This window comes from Komagataeibacter melaceti (genome assembly GCF_003403295.1).
Taxonomy (GTDB): Bacteria; Pseudomonadota; Alphaproteobacteria; order Acetobacterales; family Acetobacteraceae; genus Komagataeibacter; species Komagataeibacter melaceti.
In genome coordinates, this window is the sequence record NZ_QUWV01000120.1 from 1 (window position 1) to 17,420 (window position 17,420).

General features: G+C 65.2%; 16 protein-coding genes. 4 read left to right on the plus strand and 12 right to left on the minus strand.

All coding sequences use genetic code 11. The features are described from left to right. Window positions 1-238 precede the first annotated feature (238 nt). Both clpB and DY926_RS12550 read right to left on the minus strand, forming a co-directional pair. Entirely contained in the window at window positions 239-2,842 is a 2,604-nt protein-coding gene (gene clpB, locus DY926_RS12545; protein ID WP_116703676.1) for an ATP-dependent chaperone ClpB, read from the minus strand. Between the two features lie 305 nt (window positions 2,843-3,147). Then, a complete protein-coding gene (locus tag DY926_RS12550) occupies window positions 3,148-4,212 on the minus strand; it encodes an aldo/keto reductase (protein WP_116703677.1) in 1,065 nt (354 codons plus the stop codon). A gap of 112 nt (window positions 4,213-4,324) precedes the next feature. Between DY926_RS12550 and DY926_RS12555 the strand changes: the two genes are divergently transcribed. Then, entirely contained in the window at window positions 4,325-5,260 is a 936-nt protein-coding gene (locus tag DY926_RS12555) for a LysR family transcriptional regulator (RefSeq protein WP_241503202.1), read from the plus strand. A gap of 108 nt (window positions 5,261-5,368) precedes the next feature. On the opposite strand, the gene DY926_RS12560 is transcribed toward DY926_RS12555, so the two are convergent. The 5 genes from DY926_RS12560 to miaA form a co-directional block, all read right to left on the minus strand. Beyond that, a complete protein-coding gene (locus DY926_RS12560; protein WP_116703678.1) occupies window positions 5,369-6,061 on the minus strand; it encodes a fumarylacetoacetate hydrolase family protein in 693 nt (230 codons plus the stop codon). A 169-nt stretch (window positions 6,062-6,230) separates the two neighbouring features. After that, window positions 6,231-7,250 carry a ketol-acid reductoisomerase gene (ilvC, locus tag DY926_RS12565; RefSeq protein ID WP_116703679.1) on the minus strand — a complete coding sequence of 340 codons (1,020 nt, stop codon included), beginning with the start codon at window positions 7,248-7,250 and terminating at the stop codon, window positions 6,231-6,233. A 56-nt stretch (window positions 7,251-7,306) separates the two neighbouring features. After that, the gene (gene ilvN, locus DY926_RS12570) at window positions 7,307-7,822 is read right to left on the minus strand and encodes an acetolactate synthase small subunit (protein WP_116703680.1); all 516 of its coding nucleotides are present in this window, start codon (window positions 7,820-7,822) and stop codon (window positions 7,307-7,309) included. A gap of 100 nt (window positions 7,823-7,922) precedes the next feature. Then, complete coding sequence (ilvB, locus tag DY926_RS12575; RefSeq protein WP_116703681.1) at window positions 7,923-9,746, minus strand: biosynthetic-type acetolactate synthase large subunit; 1,824 nt, start codon at window positions 9,744-9,746, stop codon at window positions 7,923-7,925. A 69-nt stretch (window positions 9,747-9,815) separates the two neighbouring features. Then, complete coding sequence (gene miaA, locus DY926_RS12580; protein ID WP_116703682.1) at window positions 9,816-10,820, minus strand: tRNA (adenosine(37)-N6)-dimethylallyltransferase MiaA; 1,005 nt, start codon at window positions 10,818-10,820, stop codon at window positions 9,816-9,818. Window positions 10,821-10,852: 32 nt separating this feature from the next. Here miaA and serB point away from each other — a divergent pair, with 32 nt between their 5' ends. Further along, complete coding sequence (gene serB / locus DY926_RS12585; protein WP_116703683.1) at window positions 10,853-11,764, plus strand: phosphoserine phosphatase SerB; 912 nt, start codon at window positions 10,853-10,855, stop codon at window positions 11,762-11,764. Here the strand turns inward: serB and DY926_RS12590 are convergent. Next, window positions 11,754-12,713 (minus strand): cation diffusion facilitator family transporter, encoded by a 960-nt coding sequence (locus DY926_RS12590; RefSeq protein WP_116703684.1) that lies wholly within the window; start codon window positions 12,711-12,713, stop codon window positions 11,754-11,756. The genes serB and DY926_RS12590 overlap by 11 nt on opposite strands. Before the next feature lie 145 nt (window positions 12,714-12,858). Here DY926_RS12590 and DY926_RS12595 point away from each other — a divergent pair, with 145 nt between their 5' ends. Together DY926_RS12595 and DY926_RS12600 are read left to right on the plus strand one after the other, a co-directional pair. After that, window positions 12,859-13,710 carry a carbon-nitrogen hydrolase family protein gene (locus tag DY926_RS12595; RefSeq protein ID WP_116703685.1) on the plus strand — a complete coding sequence of 284 codons (852 nt, stop codon included), beginning with the start codon at window positions 12,859-12,861 and terminating at the stop codon, window positions 13,708-13,710. Next, window positions 13,707-14,510 (plus strand): NAD kinase, encoded by an 804-nt coding sequence (locus tag DY926_RS12600; RefSeq protein ID WP_116703686.1) that lies wholly within the window; start codon window positions 13,707-13,709, stop codon window positions 14,508-14,510. The genes DY926_RS12595 and DY926_RS12600 overlap by 4 nt, the downstream gene beginning before the upstream one ends. Before the next feature lie 10 nt (window positions 14,511-14,520). Here the strand turns inward: DY926_RS12600 and DY926_RS12605 are convergent, their stop codons facing one another. The 4 genes from DY926_RS12605 to DY926_RS12620 are packed head-to-tail and all read right to left on the minus strand — an operon-like array spanning window position 14,521 to window position 17,216. Continuing rightward, entirely contained in the window at window positions 14,521-15,231 is a 711-nt protein-coding gene (locus DY926_RS12605; RefSeq protein WP_116703690.1) for a M48 family metallopeptidase, read from the minus strand. Between the two features lie 5 nt (window positions 15,232-15,236). Further along, window positions 15,237-15,728: a YcgN family cysteine cluster protein gene (locus tag DY926_RS12610; protein WP_116703687.1), complete on the minus strand. Its 492-nt coding sequence runs from the start codon at window positions 15,726-15,728 to the stop codon at window positions 15,237-15,239. Between the two features lie 34 nt (window positions 15,729-15,762). Continuing rightward, window positions 15,763-16,233 carry a hypothetical protein gene (locus tag DY926_RS12615; RefSeq protein ID WP_186336166.1) on the minus strand — a complete coding sequence of 157 codons (471 nt, stop codon included), beginning with the start codon at window positions 16,231-16,233 and terminating at the stop codon, window positions 15,763-15,765. Continuing rightward, window positions 16,233-17,216, minus strand: a complete 984-nt coding sequence (locus DY926_RS12620; protein ID WP_408886062.1) for an extracellular solute-binding protein — start codon at window positions 17,214-17,216, stop codon at window positions 16,233-16,235. Before DY926_RS12620 ends, DY926_RS12615 begins: the two co-directional genes overlap by 1 nt. Window positions 17,217-17,420: the final 204 nt, after the last annotated feature.

Sequence of the window (17,420 nt, forward strand, 5' to 3'; positions counted from 1 at the left end):
ATATTCTCTTGTCAAAGAACCCGCCGGAGCAGCATCGCCGTCCGGTGAAGGGGCTTTTACGGATATTGGGGCACCGTGTCAACGCCACACAAAAAACATAGAAAATGCACGGAAATCAGCCACTAAACACATAAAACGTTCACTACTCGCACCGAAAAAATGCACGAATGATGAAAAATATATGAAAAAAGGAGGGGCAAGCCCCTCCTTTCTCCAGATCAGTTACGGCGAGCCGGGATCAGTCGGCATCCACCTCGTTCCCGTTGATGGTCAGGTGGTCATCCTTCGCATCAACGGTGACGGTTTCACCATCATGGATGGTCCCCTCCAGCAGCAGCCCCGCCAGCGGGTTCTGCAGTGCACGCTGGATCACGCGCTTGAGCGGACGAGCGCCATACACGGGGTCATAGCCTTCGTTCGCCAGCCATTCCTCGCCGCCCTTGTCCAGGCGCAGGTGGATGTTGCGCTCATCCAGCAGCTTGCGCAGGCGACCGATCTGGATTTCCACGATCTTGCCCATGTCCGCCTTCTGCAGGCGGGAGAACAGGATGATCTCGTCCAGACGGTTGAGGAATTCGGGCCGGAAGTGATTGCGCACGACCTGCATGACCTCCGGCCGCACGCTCTCGACCGATTCGCCATCGGGCAGGTGGGCCAGCACTTCGGAACCAAGGTTACTGGTCAGCACGATCAGAGTGTTGCGGAAATCAACCGTACGTCCCTGCCCATCCGTCAGGCGGCCGTCATCGAGCACCTGCAGCAGGATGTTGAACACATCCTCATGCGCCTTCTCGACCTCATCGAACAGGATGACCTGATAGGGCCTGCGCCGGACGGCTTCGGTCAGCACGCCACCTTCCTCATACCCGACATAGCCGGGAGGGGCACCGACCAGACGGGCGACCGCGTGCTTTTCCATGAACTCGCTCATGTCAACACGCAGCAGAGCCTTCTCGTCATCGAACAGGAAGCGGGCCAGCGCCTTGCACAGCTCCGTCTTGCCCACACCCGTCGGGCCAAGGAACAGGAACGAACCGATGGGACGGTTGGGGTCCTGCAGGCCGGCACGGGCACGGCGTACCGCGTTCGAGACCGCCTTGAGGGCCGGTTCCTGACCCACCACGCTCTTGCGCAGTTCGTCTTCCATGCGCAGCAGCTTGGCGCGCTCGCCTTCCAGCATCCGGTCCACCGGCACGCCGGTCCAGCGCGACACGACGGCGGCGATGCCCTGATCGGTCACGGTATCGCTGACCATGCCATCGCCCTTGCTGATCTGGTCAGCCTCTTCCTGCGCCTTGGCAATCTGGGCCTGAAGCTGCGGCAGACGGCTGTACATCAGCTCCGATGCACGGGCGAGGTCGCCCTTGCGCTGGGCAATCTCGATATCCGAGCGGATCTGGTCCATTTCCTCCTGTAGCTTCTGCACCGCATTCACGCGGTCCTTTTCAGCATGCCAGGCGGCGGTCAGCGCATCGGACTTTTCCTGCAGTTCCGACAGTTCGGATTCCAGCTTGACCAGACGTTCCTTGCTGGCGGCGTCGTCTTCCTTGCGGATGGCTTCGCGCTCGATCTTGAGCTGGATCAGGCGACGATCGAGTTCGTCCAGTTCCTCGGGCTTGCTGTCGATCTGCATGCGCAGGCGGCTTGCGGCCTCATCAACAAGATCGATGGCCTTGTCAGGCAGGAAGCGGTCGGTGATGTAGCGGTTGGACAGCGTTGCCGCCGCGACCAGCGCACCATCGGAAATACGGATACCGTGATGGAGTTCGTATTTCTCCTTGATCCCACGCAGGATGGAGATCGTGTCCGCCACCGTCGGCTCACCCACATAGACCGGCTGGAACCGGCGGGCGAGGGCCGCGTCCTTCTCGATATACTTGCGGTATTCATCCAGCGTGGTCGCGCCGATGCAGTGCAGCACGCCGCGGGCGAGTTCCGGCTTGATGAGGTTGGAGGCATCCATCGCGCCATCGCTACGGCCTGCACCCACAAGGGTATGCATTTCGTCGATGAACAGGATGATCTGGCCTTCGGCCGATTCGATTTCCTTGAGGACCGCTTTCAGCCGTTCCTCGAACTCACCACGGAACTTCGCACCGGCAACCAGCGCGCCCATGTCGAGCGAGAGCAGCTTCTTGTTCTTCAGCGCCTCGGGCACGTCACCGTTGACGATACGCTGGGCCAGCCCCTCCACGATCGCGGTCTTGCCCACGCCGGGCTCACCGATCAGGACGGGATTGTTCTTGCTGCGCCGGGCCAGCACCTGAATGGCGCGGCGGATTTCCTCATCACGCCCGATCACGGGGTCGAGCTTGCCCTGCTGCGCGACCTCGGTCACGTCGCGGGCATATTTCTTCAGCGCGTCAAAACTGGCTTCTGCGTTTTCGCTATCCACGGTGCGTCCCTTACGGATGGTGGCAATGGCCTTGTCCAGCGCCTGCGGGGTTGCCCCGCCCGCGCGCAGGGCCTGACCGGCTGGTGTTTCCGATGCGGCGATGGCGGCCAGCAGGCGGTCCTGCGCCACATAGGCGTCACCCGCTTTCTGCGCGCCCTGTTCGGCGCTGTCGAGCACGCGCACCAGATCACCCGTGGCGCTGGGCTGCCCCGCGCCGCTGCCCTGTACCTTGGGCAGTTTGGCAAGGGCCGCTTCATTGGCGGCCGTAATGGCAGGCACCTGCCCACCCGCCGCGCGGATAAGGGAGGCGGCCGCCCCCTGGTCATCATCCAGCAGGGCCTTGAGCAGGTGCTCCGGCGTCAGCTGCTGGTTGTAGTCCCGCATGGCTATGGTCTGCGCGGCCTGCAGGAAACCACGGGACCGCTCCGTAAACTTCTCGATATTCATTATTCCCTCGTCCCTTTCAATCAGGCGACATAACGGTTGTGCCTTCGTGCCGTCCCTAAGCAGGCAACGGCATGGCGCTGGATTCCAGATGGGATCTGGCTGATGTTATTACAAGATGGCGCGGTCAATTTCCGCTCCCCTTCTGGCACCCCATGTCAGGGCCTAGCTGATCATTAGCGCCGGGTTTTCAACCTTGATCCAGATCAAGACTGCCCTGCCCTGAGGGCACAACGGCCATTCGTGGAACAACCATGCGCCCGGGGAAACCACCCGCCTGCCACCATAGCGGCAGGCGGGCAACGGGATCACGCGCCCTTTTTGGCCAGTGCAGGCCCAAGCAGCAGGAGATCCGCCGCCGAGAGCCGGTCCGACGCCGTGCTGGCCTGATGCCAGAACGGGTAGATCAGCGGCGGCGCACTGGCTTCATCAAGGCGGCTGATTTCATCCGCCGTCAGTTCCAGTTCAGCAGCCTTGAGGTTATCGACAAGCTGCGCCTCGGTCCGGGCCCCGATCACGACCGAGGTAATGGCCGGGCGCTGCGCCACCCATGCCAGCGCCACCTGTGCGGCGGATATGCCGCGCGCCTCGGCAATGGCGACCAGAACCTCCACTACGTCATAGAGTTTTTCAATGTCATGGACCGGGGGTTCGCCCCAGTTCTCGATCTGCCGCGTGCCAGTGGGCTGGGGCTTGCCGCGCCGGTACTTGCCCGAAAGCAGGCCACCGGCAAGCGGGCTCCAGACCTGCACGCCAATCCCCTGATCAAGGGCCACGGGCAGCAGTTCGTACTCGGCCTCGCGCGCCTGGAGGGAATAATAGATCTGCTGTGACACCGGGGCGATCAGCCGGTTGCGCTCCGCCGTGCCCAGCGCCTTCATCAGGTGCCATGCCGAGAAGTTGGAAACGCCCGCATACCTGATCTTGCCCGCGCGGGTCAGGGTATCCAGGGCTTCGAGCGTTTCCTCCAGCGGGGTCTGGCCATCCCATTCATGCAGGTAATACAGGTCGATATGGTCACGGCCCAGACGCTTCAGGCTGGCCTCGCACGCGCTGATGAGGTGATAGCGCGACAGACCGGCGTCATTCGCGCCCTTGCCCATGCGGAAACGGGCCTTTGTGGTGACCATGATGTCATCGCTGCGGCCCTTGAGCGCGGCGCCGAGGATTTCTTCCGAAACACCGGTCGAATAGATATCGGCCGTATCGAACATGTTGATCCCGGCTTCGATGCACAGGTCGATCTGGCGGCGCGCACCGGCAAGGTCGGTATTTCCCGTCTTGGCGAAATCCCCCTTGCCGCCAAACGTCATGGTCCCGAGCGTAAAGGCTGAAATCCGCAGGCCGGAGCGGCCAAGCTGACGATAATGCATGATGTTTCGATCCTTCTTGCAGGAAGCGGCGTACGGATACGCACACCACATGCACCAACTATGGGCGCGCGCGGCGGGAGATGATAATCCCCTTTAACCGGAAGCAGCTTGCATGAAGGGTAACAAATATATGCGTGACATCACCGAAATGGCGGTATTTGTCACCATAATACGCTGCGGCAGCCTGTCCGCCGCAGCGCGTGAGCTGGGGCTGGCCACGTCCGTTGTCAGTGACCGGCTGACGCGGCTGGAACGCCGCATGGGCACCCGCCTGCTGGTGCGCACCACGCGCCGCCATGCCCTGACCGCCGCCGGGCAGTTCTATTACCAGGAAGCCTGCGCCATTGTGGAAGCCACCGCCCGGATGGAGGCCCACACCCGCGCCATCGCCACCACCCCGGCCGGTGAACTGCGCATTACGGCCCCCATCCCGTTCGGGCGGTGGTGGCTGACGCCGTTCCTGACACGGTTCGCGCACCGTCACCCCGACATCTGCATTAGCCTGACACTGGAAGACAGGATGGCGGATATTGTGGGGGAAGGTTTCGATATCGCCATCCGCGCCACCCCGGCCCTCGACACCATGCTGACCGGACGGCGCATCATGGAGACCCGGCGCGTGATCGTGGCCAGCCCCGACTACCTGGCGCGGCGCGGCATACCCACCGGGCCGGATGACCTCGGGCAGCATGACTGTCTGGCACACGGCCCGACGCCGCACCTGCATACCCGGTGGCGGCTGGGCCGGGGGGCTGCGGCCCGCACCGAACGGGTTCAGGCCCGCATGACCTCAACCGACTCCGAAATGCCGGTGCACTGGGCGCTGGCCGGGCTGGGGCTTGCCCAGAAATCACTGTGGGAAGTGGAAGGCCACGTCGCCAGCGGCCGATTGCAGACCGTGCTGGAACAGTGGGAACCGGACCCGATTTCCTTTTTCGCCATCCATCCGGTCAGCACGGCACATTCACGCAAGATCGGGCTGTTCATTGATGAACTGGTGCAGCATCCGCCCCCGATGGGGTCAGGGCGGATGGACGCCCCATCCTGAAAGGTGGGAAGCCATTCCAGATAATGCCGCCTTTCTCAAGTAAAGGCGGCACCCGGACACTTCCGTTATTTTATGCAATGGCCCGTGTTACGCCGGGCCTGATCCCATCTAGCCCGTATATGTCACGTTCAGTTCGCCCACCCCGGCGCAGGTGGCGTGCAGCACGTCACCATGGCGGACCGGCCCCACACCGGCGGGCGTGCCGGTCATGATCAGGTCACCCGGCTCCAGCGCCACAAACCGGCTCAGGCAGGACACGATTTCCGCAACGGACCAGATCAGGTCGGACAGGTCCCCCTTCTGCCGCAGTTCCCCATTCACCGTAAGCGTAATGGCCCCCTTGGCCGGATGGCCGCATGTCGATACCGGCACGATGGGCGAGATGGGACAGGACTGGTCGAACCCCTTGGCCAGTGACCACGGACGCCCCGCCTTCTTGGCCACGGCCTGAAGGTCGCGCCGGGTCATGTCCAGCCCGACCGCATAGCCATAAATATGCGACAGCGCCTTTTCCTCGGGGATGTCATGCCCCTCGCGCCCGATGGCCGCGACAAGCTCCACTTCATGGTGCAGGTCGGACGTGCTGACGGGAAAAGACAGCAGGCCGCCGCCGGGCACCACGGCATCACCGGGCTTGGAGAAGAAGAAGGGGTCGGAGCGTTCGGGGTTGCTGCCCATTTCGCGCGCATGGGCGGCATAGTTCTGCCCCACGCACCATATCCGCCGGACAGGAAAGACACGCGTACTCCCCGCCACGGGCACGATGGGAAGGGCATAGGGGGGAATCACGTAATCCGTCACGGTACGGCGCTCCTGCTATTCGTATCCGGCGCGCATGGTGGCACCCCCGCCGGGTACATGTCACGGCAAATGCAGGAAAAGGCAGGCACAAAAAAACGCCAGCCGGAACAGTCCGGCTGGCGCTTCAGCAGGCAGCGGCGAATGACCACCGCAGCGTTCGGTAACCCGATCAGTTACGCGACTTGTCAACCAGCTTGTTCTTGCCGATCCACGACATCATGCCACGCAGCTTTTCGCCCACCTTCTCGATCTGGTGTTCGTTGTTGCGCGCACGGGTGGCCTTGAAGCCGATATTGCCGGACTGGTTTTCGAGGATGAAGTTGCGCACGAAGGTGCCGTCCTGAATGTCGGTCAGGATCTTCTTCATCTCGGCCTTGGTTTCCGGCGTGATCACGCGCGGGCCGGACACGTATTCACCATACTCCGCCGTGTTGGAGATGGAGTAGTTCATGTTCGCGATGCCGCCTTCGTAGATCAGGTCCACGATCAGCTTCATTTCGTGCAGGCACTCGAAATACGCCATTTCCGGCGCGTAACCGGCTTCCACCAGCGTCTCGAAACCGGCGCGGATCAGTTCGACCAGACCACCGCACAGCACGGCCTGCTCACCAAACAGGTCAGTCTCGACCTCTTCCTTGAAGGTCGTCTCGATGATGCCCGCACGGCCACCGCCATTGGCGGAAGCGTAGGACAGCGCGATTTCAAGCGCATTGCCCGAGGCGTTCTGCGCCACGGCCACCAGCGACGGCACGCCGCCACCCTTCTGGTATTCGGAACGCACGGTGTGGCCCGGACCCTTGGGCGCAATCAGGAAAACGTCCAGGTCGGGACGGGCCTCGATGATGCGGAAATGGATCGCCAGACCATGGGCGAAGGCAAGGGCGGCGCCCTGCTTCAGGTTCTTTTCCAGCGATTCCTTGTACAGCGCGCCCTGGCCTTCATCAGGGGTCAGCACCATCACCACATCCGCCCACTTGGCGGCGTCGGCCGGGCTCATCACCTTGAAGCCGGCGGCTTCGGCCTTGGCGACGGCCTTCGATTCGGGACGCAGGCCGACCACGATGTCGGTCACGCCGGAATCCTTCAGGTTGTTGGCATGGGCATGGCCCTGGCTGCCGTAACCGATGATGGCCACCTTCTTGCTCTTGATCAGGTTCACATCGGCATCGCGATCATAATAGACGCGCATGATCTCACTCCTTGGGGAAAATGAAAAAACTCTGGAAAGGTAAAAACCCTGACCCCTTACAGGATTGCCGCGCCGCGGGCGATAGCCGCGACACCCGTACGCGACACTTCGGCCAGGCCGAGGGGACGCATGAGGTCGATAAAGGCATCAAGCTTGTCGGTCGCGCCGGTCAGCTCAAAAACGAAAGACGTGGCCGAGGCATCAACCGGATGGGCGCGAAAGGCCTGGGCGATGCGCAGGGCGTCGGCCCGGCGCTCGCCACTGGCGATCACCTTGACCAGCGCCATTTCACGCGCCACGTGCGGATCCTGCCGCGTCATGACCGCGACACGGTAAACCGGCACCAGCCGTTCGACCTGCGCGCGGATCTGCTCAAGCACGCGGGGCACGGCGGTCGTGACCACGTTGATGCGCGACTGGTGGCGGGTTTCGTCCACCGGGGCCACGGTCAGGCTCTCGATATTGTATCCACGGCCCGAAAACAGCCCGATGACACGCGCCAGCGCACCGCTTTCGTTCTCGACCTGAATGGAAATGACCGCGGAGACCGGGCTCTCCTGCTGCGTGGTCATGATTGTGTTTCCTGACTGCTGAAGCCGCCGCCATACAGGACGGCGGGAACGGAAGGAAGGGGGAACGCGGGGCGGAAACCCGCCCCGGTAATGGGAGAAATCAGACCAGCATGCGGCCTTCGGCGCTGATCTCGTCATCCTGATCGGGACCAAGCAGCATCTGGTTATGCGGCGCGCCGGACGGGATCATGGGGTAGCAGTTTTCTTCCTGCGCCACGCAGATATCCGCCACCACCGGGCCGGGATGGGCCAGCATTTCCTCAATCACGCCATCAAGTTCACCCATGCAGGTCGCACGCAGGCCACGGCCGTGGAAGCTCTCGGCCAGCCGCACGAAGTCCGGCAGGGCCGCGCTGTAGCTCTCGGAATAGCGGGATTCGTGCAGCAGCTGCTGCCACTGGCGCACCATGCCCATGTACTGGTTGTTCAGGATGAAGACCTTAACCGGCAGGCGGTACTGCGCGATGGTGGACAGTTCCTGAATGTTCATGAGCGTGGAGGCTTCGCCCGCGATGTCGATGACCAGCGCGTCGGGGTGTGCGATCTGCGCGCCCACGGCGGCAGGCAGGCCGTAGCCCATCGTGCCCAGCCCGCCCGAGGTCAGCCAGCGGTTGGGCCGGTCGAACCCGAAATGCTGGGCCGCCCACATCTGGTGCTGCCCCACCTCGGTCGAGACATAGGTGTCACGCCCCGTGGCGGTGGCCAGTTCATGCAGGCGGCGGATGGCGTATTGCGGGCGGATGATCGCCTCCGGCGCCATGTCCTGCGTGAAGCCGAGGCTGTTGACCGCACGCCATTCATTGATCTGGTGCCACCAGCTTGCCAGGTCGATGGGCTGGCCGGGATTGGCGGGGGTACAGTCCCATTCCTCCAGCATCATCTCGATCACGCGGCGCGCATCCCCCACGATACCCACATTGACCGGCACGATCTTGTTGATCTGGCTGGGGTCGATATCGGCATGGATCTTGAACGAACCGGGGGAGAACGCATCCAGCCGCCCGGTCACCCGGTCATCAAAGCGCGACCCCAGCGCGATCAGCACATCGCAGCCATGGGTGGCCATGTTGGCCTCGTACGTGCCGTGCATTCCCAGCATGCCCAGGAAGCGGCGGTCGCCCGCGGGCATCGCCCCCAGCCCCATCAGGGTGGAGGTACAGGGGAAACCCGTCTTTTCCACCAGCCTGCGCAGCGCGGCGGAGGCTTCCGGCCCGGCATTGATGATACCGCCGCCGATATAGAACAGCGGCCTGCGCCCCTGCTTCATCGCGGTCACGGCACGCGCGATCACGTCACGCCCCGGCTCGGTCTGCGGCTGGTAGGACGGATGCGGCGTGCGCGGCGGCGCGCTGTAGGGGGCCGGCCCCACCATCAGGTTCTTGGGCAGGTCCACCAGCACCGGGCCGGGGCGGCCGCTGCGCGCGATGTGGAAGGCTTCATGCACGCATGACGCCACATCCTCCGGCCGGCGGATGAGGTAGTTGTATTTCGTGGCCGGGCGCGTGATGCCGGTCGTATCCGCCTCCTGAAAGGCATCGGTGCCGATCAGCGGCACGCCCACCTGACCGGAGAAGCAGACCACCGGGACCGAATCCAGCATGGCGTCAAGCAGGCCGGTGACCGTGTTGGTGGCGCCCGGCCCGCTGGTGACCAGCACCACGCCCACCTTGCCGGTGGAGCGGGCATAGGCTTCCGCCGCGTGCACCGCCGCCTGTTCGTGGCGGACCAGCACATGGCGAATCGCGTTCTGGCGGAAAATCGCATCGTAAATGGGCAGGACCGCGCCACCGGGATAGCCGAAAATGACCTCGACCCCCTGCTCGGCCAGTACGCGCAGAAGCACTTCCGCCCCCGTGAGGACAACAGAGCTGTCCGTACCGGTGGTGTGAGGCTTCAGGTCGGTCTGGTGCGATGCTGCATTCATGTTCCTGCTCCTTCGCCACGGGGCCGGAACAACCGGCCTGCCGTTCAGGGGCGAAATCCCGGGCCGGGTTTACGGAAACCCCTGCCCCGCGTCAATGCGGTTAATAACAAAAGAAATGATTTTGTTTGTCCATCTTTCCATTTGTTGCTCGGACTCACAATTTTCAAACCGTTTTTCGTGAATAAAAGTGTCATCCGCCGCCGCCAGCGCATGATGGGCGAACCATGTCGCCTGCCGCTTGGTGTACTGCCCGGTCAGGCGGATGGCCTGTTCCGCCGCCGCCTCCAGCGTCATGACGCCGCGCAGCACGGCGGCCAGTTCCGGCACCCCGTGGGCCCGCATGGCGGGCAGGGTAGCGGGCAGGTCCTGCGCCAGCAGGCGGGCGACCTCATCCAGCGCGCCATGGCTCAGCATGGCATGGAAACGCCGGGCAATGGCCGCGCGCAGCACATCGCGCGGGGGGTGCAGCCGTATGGCGATGAAACGGGCCCCAAGCGGCGGCAGCACGGCTTCACGCCGCCACCACGCCAGCCCGTGGCCCGTCGCCTCGCGCACTTCCCATGCGCGGGCGATCCGCTGGCCATCGGTGGGGCGCAGGGTGGCGGCGGTCTCGGCATCAACCTCCCGCAGCAGGGCGTGCACCGCCTCCGGCCCCATCTGCGCCACCATGTCGCGTGCCCGGGCACGAATGGCGGGCGGGGGCTGGGGAATATCGGCCAGCCCGTCGGTCAGGGCGCGGAAATACATGCCCGTGCCCCCGCAGAACACCGGCACGCGCCCCCCATCCCACGCCGCCTGCGCCGCCGCGATGGCCTGCGCGCGCCACCATGCCACGCTGCCACTTTCGGCCGCGGGCAGGACACCGTACAGTGCATGCGGCACACTGGCTTCCTCCTGCGGGTCAGGGCGTGCGGTCAGGACGCGCAGGTCACGATAGACCTGCATCGAATCGGCATTGATGACAGTGCCGCCCACCTGCCGTGCAAGCGCCAGCGCAAGTGCGGACTTGCCCGAACAGGTCGGACCCGCCACGATCAGCGCCACGCGCGCCGACCCTGCCGGGGGGCGTGTCATTGTCTCACCCCTGTCATATATACCCGGACCTCATGGCTGACTCTTCCCCATCCTTCTCCCATACCCTTGTACTGGTGGCCAATCGTGGCGCCACATCCCTCACGCCGGTTGACACCCAGATGGCGCGCGACCTGGTACGGGGTGCGGCCCCTGTCACCCTGTCCGAAGGCGAAGCGGTCGAGATCGCGTGCCCCGCGCCCGATGCGTGGGATGCCCCCGATATCGGGGCGGCGCGCGAGGTGTTTGCCGGGCGTGGCATCGACGTGCTGGTAACCCCGCGCGCCAACCGCCGCAAGCGCCTGCTGGTCGCGGATATGGACAGCACCATCGTCAGTTGCGAGACGCTGGACGACATCGCCACCCATGCCGGGATCGGGGAGAAGATTGCCGAAATCACGCGGCGTTCCATGAACGGGGAAATCGAATTCGAATCCGCCCTGCATGAACGTGTCGCCCTGCTGCGCGGCCTGCCCGTCAGCCTGCTGGAAAAGGCGTGGAAGGATGTCGGCCTGAACACCGGCGCGCAGGAACTGGTCCGCACCATGCGGGCGCATGGCGCGCGCACCGCCCTCGTCTCGGGCGGGTTCACCTTCTTTACCAGCCGGGTCGCGGAGATATGCGGCTTTGATGAAAACCACGCCAATACCCTGCTGGCCACGGACGGGAAGCTGACGGGTGAGGTCGGCCGCCCCATACTGGGGCCGGATGCGAAGCTGGAGCACCTGCGCCGGCTGGTGGCGCAGGGCGGGCTGGACATGGCCGACGCCATGGCCACGGGTGACGGGGCAAACGACCTCGCCATGCTGCGCGTGGCGGGGGCGGGCATCGCATTCCACGCCAAGCCCGCCGTCCGGCGCGAAATCAGCAATCAGGTCAACACGACAACCCTGCGCAGCCTGCTCTTTGCACAGGGATACCACGTGGACGAATTCGTCACGCCGTAGGCGCGCCACCCGTGGCGGCCGCGCCCGTGGGCTGGGTGCGGCTGTCCTGCGCCTCGATAAACACGCGCGTCACGTCGGGGTACTGCTGCTTGATCTGGCGTTCCAGCGCGCTGACCACGATCTCGACCTGTCCGGCACTCATGTCGTTGCGGAAATCCACGCTGATCACCACCAGCACGTCATGCGGGCCGAAATGCAGGGAACGGATTTCATTCAGCCGCTCCACCCCCTGCGCGGACAGCGCCATGCGGCGCAGGGCGGCCAGAACCTCCGGCGCGACACCCTCCCCCGTCAGTAGCGACTGGGATTCAAGCGCCAGAAACCCCGCCGTCAGGGCCAGGATGCACCCGATCACGATCGAGGCCACGCCATCCAGCACCGGCATGTCCAGCCATTCGGCCAGCACGTTGCCCAGAAACGCCACGGCCAGCCCCGCCAGCGCCGCCGTATCCTCGAACAGAACCGTGAATACGGTGGGGTCCTTGCTGACCTGTACGGCCTCAACCCAGCCACGGCGGCCCTTGCCATCCTTGCGGAAGGCGCGCAGGGCGAACAGCCAGACCGAGCCCTCGAACACGATGCTGGCCCCCAGCACCAGGTAATTGACCACCACATGCGTCGCGGGCTGGGGATGGAGGATATGGATGATCCCCTCGAAAAAGGAGACACCGGCCCCCACCCCGAAGATCAGCAGCGCCACCACGAATGTCCAGAAATACAGTTCCAGCCCGTGGCCGAACGGATGCTGCACCGTGGCCGGGCGCTGCGCGCGGCGGATACCCACCAGAAGCAGGCCCTGATTGCCGGTGTCGATGAGGGAGTGGATGGCCTCGCTCAGCATGGAGGAACTGCCGGTCAGGAAGGCCGCGCCGAATTTGGTGGCCGCCACCAGCAGGTTGCCCCCAAGGGCCGCGAAAATAACTGTTCGGGAAGATGCAGAATGCGCCATTGATTTTTCAATATGAAGTCTGGCCTCATCCTACCCCTGCGCAACATCTTTTAACAGACCGAACCCGTAACCCCCGCCCGGTTGCGGGGATGGCGGTGCCTGTCCTATTGTCGGGGCAGTCATGCCTATGGAGGGTTCTGTCCCGATGCGCACCACTGTCATCCAGATGGCGCCCGGCGCATCCGCGCCCGAGAATATCGACCGCGCCCGCGCGCTGATCGGTGCTGCCGTCCGTTCGGACAAGCCTGATCTGGTCATACTGCCGGAAATGTGGAGCTGCCTTGGCGGCACACGGGACATGAAATTCGCCGCCGCCGAAAGCCTGCCCGCCCCCGATGGCGCGGGCGAGGCCGGGCCACTCTACCGCTTCATGTCCACCATGGCGCGGGAGCATGGCATCACGCTCCATGGCGGCTCGATCGGGGAAAAGCATGGCGGCAAGCTGTTCAATACCTCCGTGCTGTTCGATGCGACGGGGCATGAGCGCGCGCGCTACCGTAAGATCCACCTGTTCGATGTCACCACGCCGGGCGGCGAGGGCTACCGGGAGAGCGATACCTACGAACCCGGCTCCGACATCGTAACCGCATCGCTGCCGCAGGGCATGACGGCGGGGCTGGCGATCTGTTACGATATCCGCTTTCCCGCCCTGTTCCACGCGCTGCGCGCACGCGGTGCGAACGTGCTGCTGGTGCCCGCCGCCTTCACGGTCGAGACCGGACTCGCCCACTGGGAGACGCTGCTGCGCGCCCGCGCCATAGAGACCCAGTGCTGGATGGTCGCCTGCGGCACCACCGGCACCCATACGGATGAAAGCGGCCAGAAGCGCCGTACCTACGGCCATTCCATGATCATCGACCCGTGGGGGACCATCGTGGCGCAGGTGTCGGACGGGCCGGGCTGGAGCACCGCCCGCCTTGACCGTGGCGTGACGGACAGCATCCGTGAGCGCATGCCGGTGATGGCCCATCACCGCCTGTCCATCCACACTCCATGAATGATACATCCTACGGGGGATGGACCGGGGGATACCTGCCCACGCGGCTGAGTTTCGCCGCCGCCCCCAACGAGAGCGCACAGGTCTGGCTGGAGCGCCTGGTGGGGCAGTACGGCCAGTGCCCGCCCGAGGAAGCCGACGCCCTGATCTGCCTGGGCGGGGACGGCTTCATGCTGGAGATGCTGCACACCACGCTGGCCCGCACGCTGCCGGTCTATGGCATCAACTGCGGCACGGTGGGCTTTCTCATGAACCCCGCCGTGCCCGACAACCTGCCCGAACGCCTGGCCTCGGCACAGGCCGCCACCCTGCATCCGCTGCGCATGAAGGCCATGACGCGGGAGGGGGAATGCGTGCATGCACTGGCGATCAATGATGTCTTCCTGTTCCGCCAGACCCGGCAGGCCGCGAAAATCCGCATCGAGGTGGATGGCCGGGTGCGCCTGCCGGAACTGATATGCGATGGCGTGCTGATCTCGACCCCGGCAGGCTCGACCGCCTACAACCTGTCCGCCCACGGGCCGATCGTGCCGCTTTCGGCCAACCTGCTGCCGCTTACGCCCATAAGCGCGTTCCGCCCCCGCCGGTGGCGCGGGGCGCTGCTGCCATCCACCGCGCGGGTCCGCTTTGACATACTGGAAACCGACAAGCGCCCCGTCGCCGCCGTTGCCGATTTTACCGAGGTGCGCGACGTCATTTCCGTCGAGATCAGCGAGGCGCGTGAACTTCACACCACCGTCCTGTTCGATCCCGGCCAGAGCCTGTCTGAACGGATCATAACCGAACAGTTCACCGCCTGAACCCGGCCCCTCAGGCCGCCCCGATCCTGTGCAGGCCCGCGCCATGGGCACGCAGCCATTTTTCGGCCTGCCTGCGGTGCGGGGTCAGCCGGTCCACCAGTTGCCAGAAATCCGGGCCATGGTTCATGTGCCGCAGATGCGCGAGTTCATGGGCGATGATGTAGTGCTGCACTTCCTGCGGGGCCATAACCAGCCGCCAGCACAGCATGATGGACCCGTCGGATGAGCAGCTTCCCCACCGGCTGCGGGTATCGCGCAGCCTGACCTGCGTAGGATGGAACCCGCCCTGCGCGGCCTGAAGGCGCAGGCGCGCGGGCAGCAGGGCATCCGCCTGCGCACGCAGCCAGGCCATGGCCCGGCGCGCGATGAATTCCTCCGCGCCGCTGACATGCAGCCGCCCGTCTTCCAGCCATACGCCGCGCCGTGCCTCGGGGGCGTGATGGATCTCGTGGCGCTGCCCATCAAGCAGCACATGGCCGCCATGGCGCAGTTCCGTTCTGGGCGGCAGGCGCGACAGCCCCGCCGCGACCCATGCGGAATGTGCCCGCAGCAGGGCCAGCCCGTCCGTCCTGCGCGCACCGGGCGGCAGCGTGATGACGACATGCCCGCCAAGCGGGTCGATCCGCATGGAAATGCGCCGCGCCCGCCGCGAAGACCGCCACTGCACCGTAACCCGGCCCGAGGCGATGGGCACGACTTCAGACGCAGGCGCCGTCGCCACGGTGGTCACGTGCGCCGGGGCGGCCGGGTGCGGCGGAAGGCATGCCGGGGCGCCTCACCCGGCCAGTCAATCACGTGGTCTTCCAGCATGCCCGCCTCACGTTCGCTGATCACCCGGCCGCTGACGGATATGCCTGCCTCATGCACCGTTTCGTGCGTGCCGGACACCAGCGGGTGCCACCATGGCAGGGGTTCGCCATCACGGACCAGAATGTAGCCGCAGGTGGGCGGCAGCCAGTCAATATTGGCCAGCATCTCCGGCGTCAGGCTTATGCAGTCCTGCACCCGGCGCTGGCGGTGGGCGTAATCGGTGCACAGGCAGGTTTTGGTATCAAGCAGGCGGCAGGCGACATCGGTGAACAGCACCTCATCCGTCTCGTCCTCGCGCAGCTTGTGCAGGCAGCACCGCCCGCATCCATCACACAGCGATTCCCACTGCTCACGCGACATCTGCGCCAGCGGCGTCGTTTCCCAGAAGGGAGCTTCATCATCCGTCATGCGCGTGGTCCCGTCATATCGCGTTCATGAAAATTCATTGCCGCACCCCCGCCGCCATGGCGCACAGCACGACCATCGCCACGGAAAACAGGCCAACCCCCACGACCGGCCCGCCCAGCAGCGGTAGCCAGACCAGCCGGAACCGCGCCTTCGCATCCGCCCCCAGCCCGCTGGCCGTACGGACCAGACCGGGGGGAATCCGGTCCAGCGCCCGCAATAGCGGCCACATGGCGGCGGGGGCGGCACATACGCCCTGCATGACATGACCCGCCAGCCCCATCGGCCGCGCAAGGGTCGGCCACCAGAGCGCCAGCCACAGCCCCGGCAGCGCAAGCGCCAGCATGAGACCACGCAGCAGCACGCAGCGCGCGGGCCATGCGCCGGACACCACGGCCCGCACCGCCAGCACCAGCACCAGCACGCTGGCGCCCACCAGGCCGACAGCAGTACAGCCCCCGCCCGCCCCGAACAGGACGGCAGGCCGGAACGCCATGTCAGGCAGCATCAGCCCGCATCCCGCAGCCAGAGGTCAAACCGGTGCGCCAGGGTAGTATAATGGGTCTGCCAGAACTGCACATCCATGGGCAGCACGGCAGCGGGCGTGGCACCGGGTGCGGGCTGTTCGGCAGTGGCGGGATAGCGCGCGAGGAAATCCGCCTGCCGGTCCGGCTGCACGATGAAGTGCAGCAGGTTGCGTGACTGCACGAGCTGTGCCGCCGACTGGCCCGCCACCACGCCCCATGACAGGCCATAGGACAGCGCCATATCCGTGCTGACACCAATCGTGTCACGACGGCGGGGGCCAATGGTGCGCACCGCATCCCCCGGCGCGCTGCTCATCAGCACCTGCCCGCGTTCAAGGATGCTGGCCGCATCCGCTGGCGTGGACCACCACGTTATATAGGGCCGCAACTGGCTGAGCTTGCGAAAGGCCCGGTCCACACCCTGTGGCGTGGCCAGCAGGCCATAGACATCGGCAGGGGCCACCCCATCGGCCATGAGTGCGATTTCCAGCGTCGTGCGCGGGTCACGCCGCAGGCCCCGCTTGCCGGGAAAACGCACGATATCCCAGAAATCGGCCCAGCGCGGCGCGGTCTTGCGCCATGACTGGTCCCACGCCACCACAACCTGCGTGGTCAGCCCCGGCGCGCCGCAGCCATCGGGGTTGGTGCTGCTGCCCGCCAGACGCACGACCAGCCCCTGCATGCAGGCGGCGCGGATGGTGCTGTCCTCGGTAAAGACCAGCGACCACGTGCCGCCATTACCCGCGTGCAGGCCGTGGCTGTCCAGTTCGGGCAGGGTGCCGCCCCAGATCCGGCGCGCCACCGGCTGCCCCGAGGCACGGGCGAAAGGCTGGAAAAACGCCATGTTCTGCGCCTGCTCCAGCCGCGAATCCATTGTTGCCACCACCAGTGCGGGCCGGGTGCGCACATGTGCCGCGCGACCACCGGCAGGCAGCACGAACAGGGCGCCCACCGCCACAAGCAGGGGAGAGAGGATGAAACGGCGTGACACGAGCGGGGGCACGAACTGGAACACGGACAGGAAACGATCTTTCACACATTGTTGCGGGATGCCGGACGCTACTCCATTTCCCCACGGAACGGAAAGGCAATTGCCTGCCCCGGCTGCCACGCCAGCAGGGCGGTCCGCCCCGGCGCCACGCGCTGCAGGGCGGCGGTGGGGGGGCGG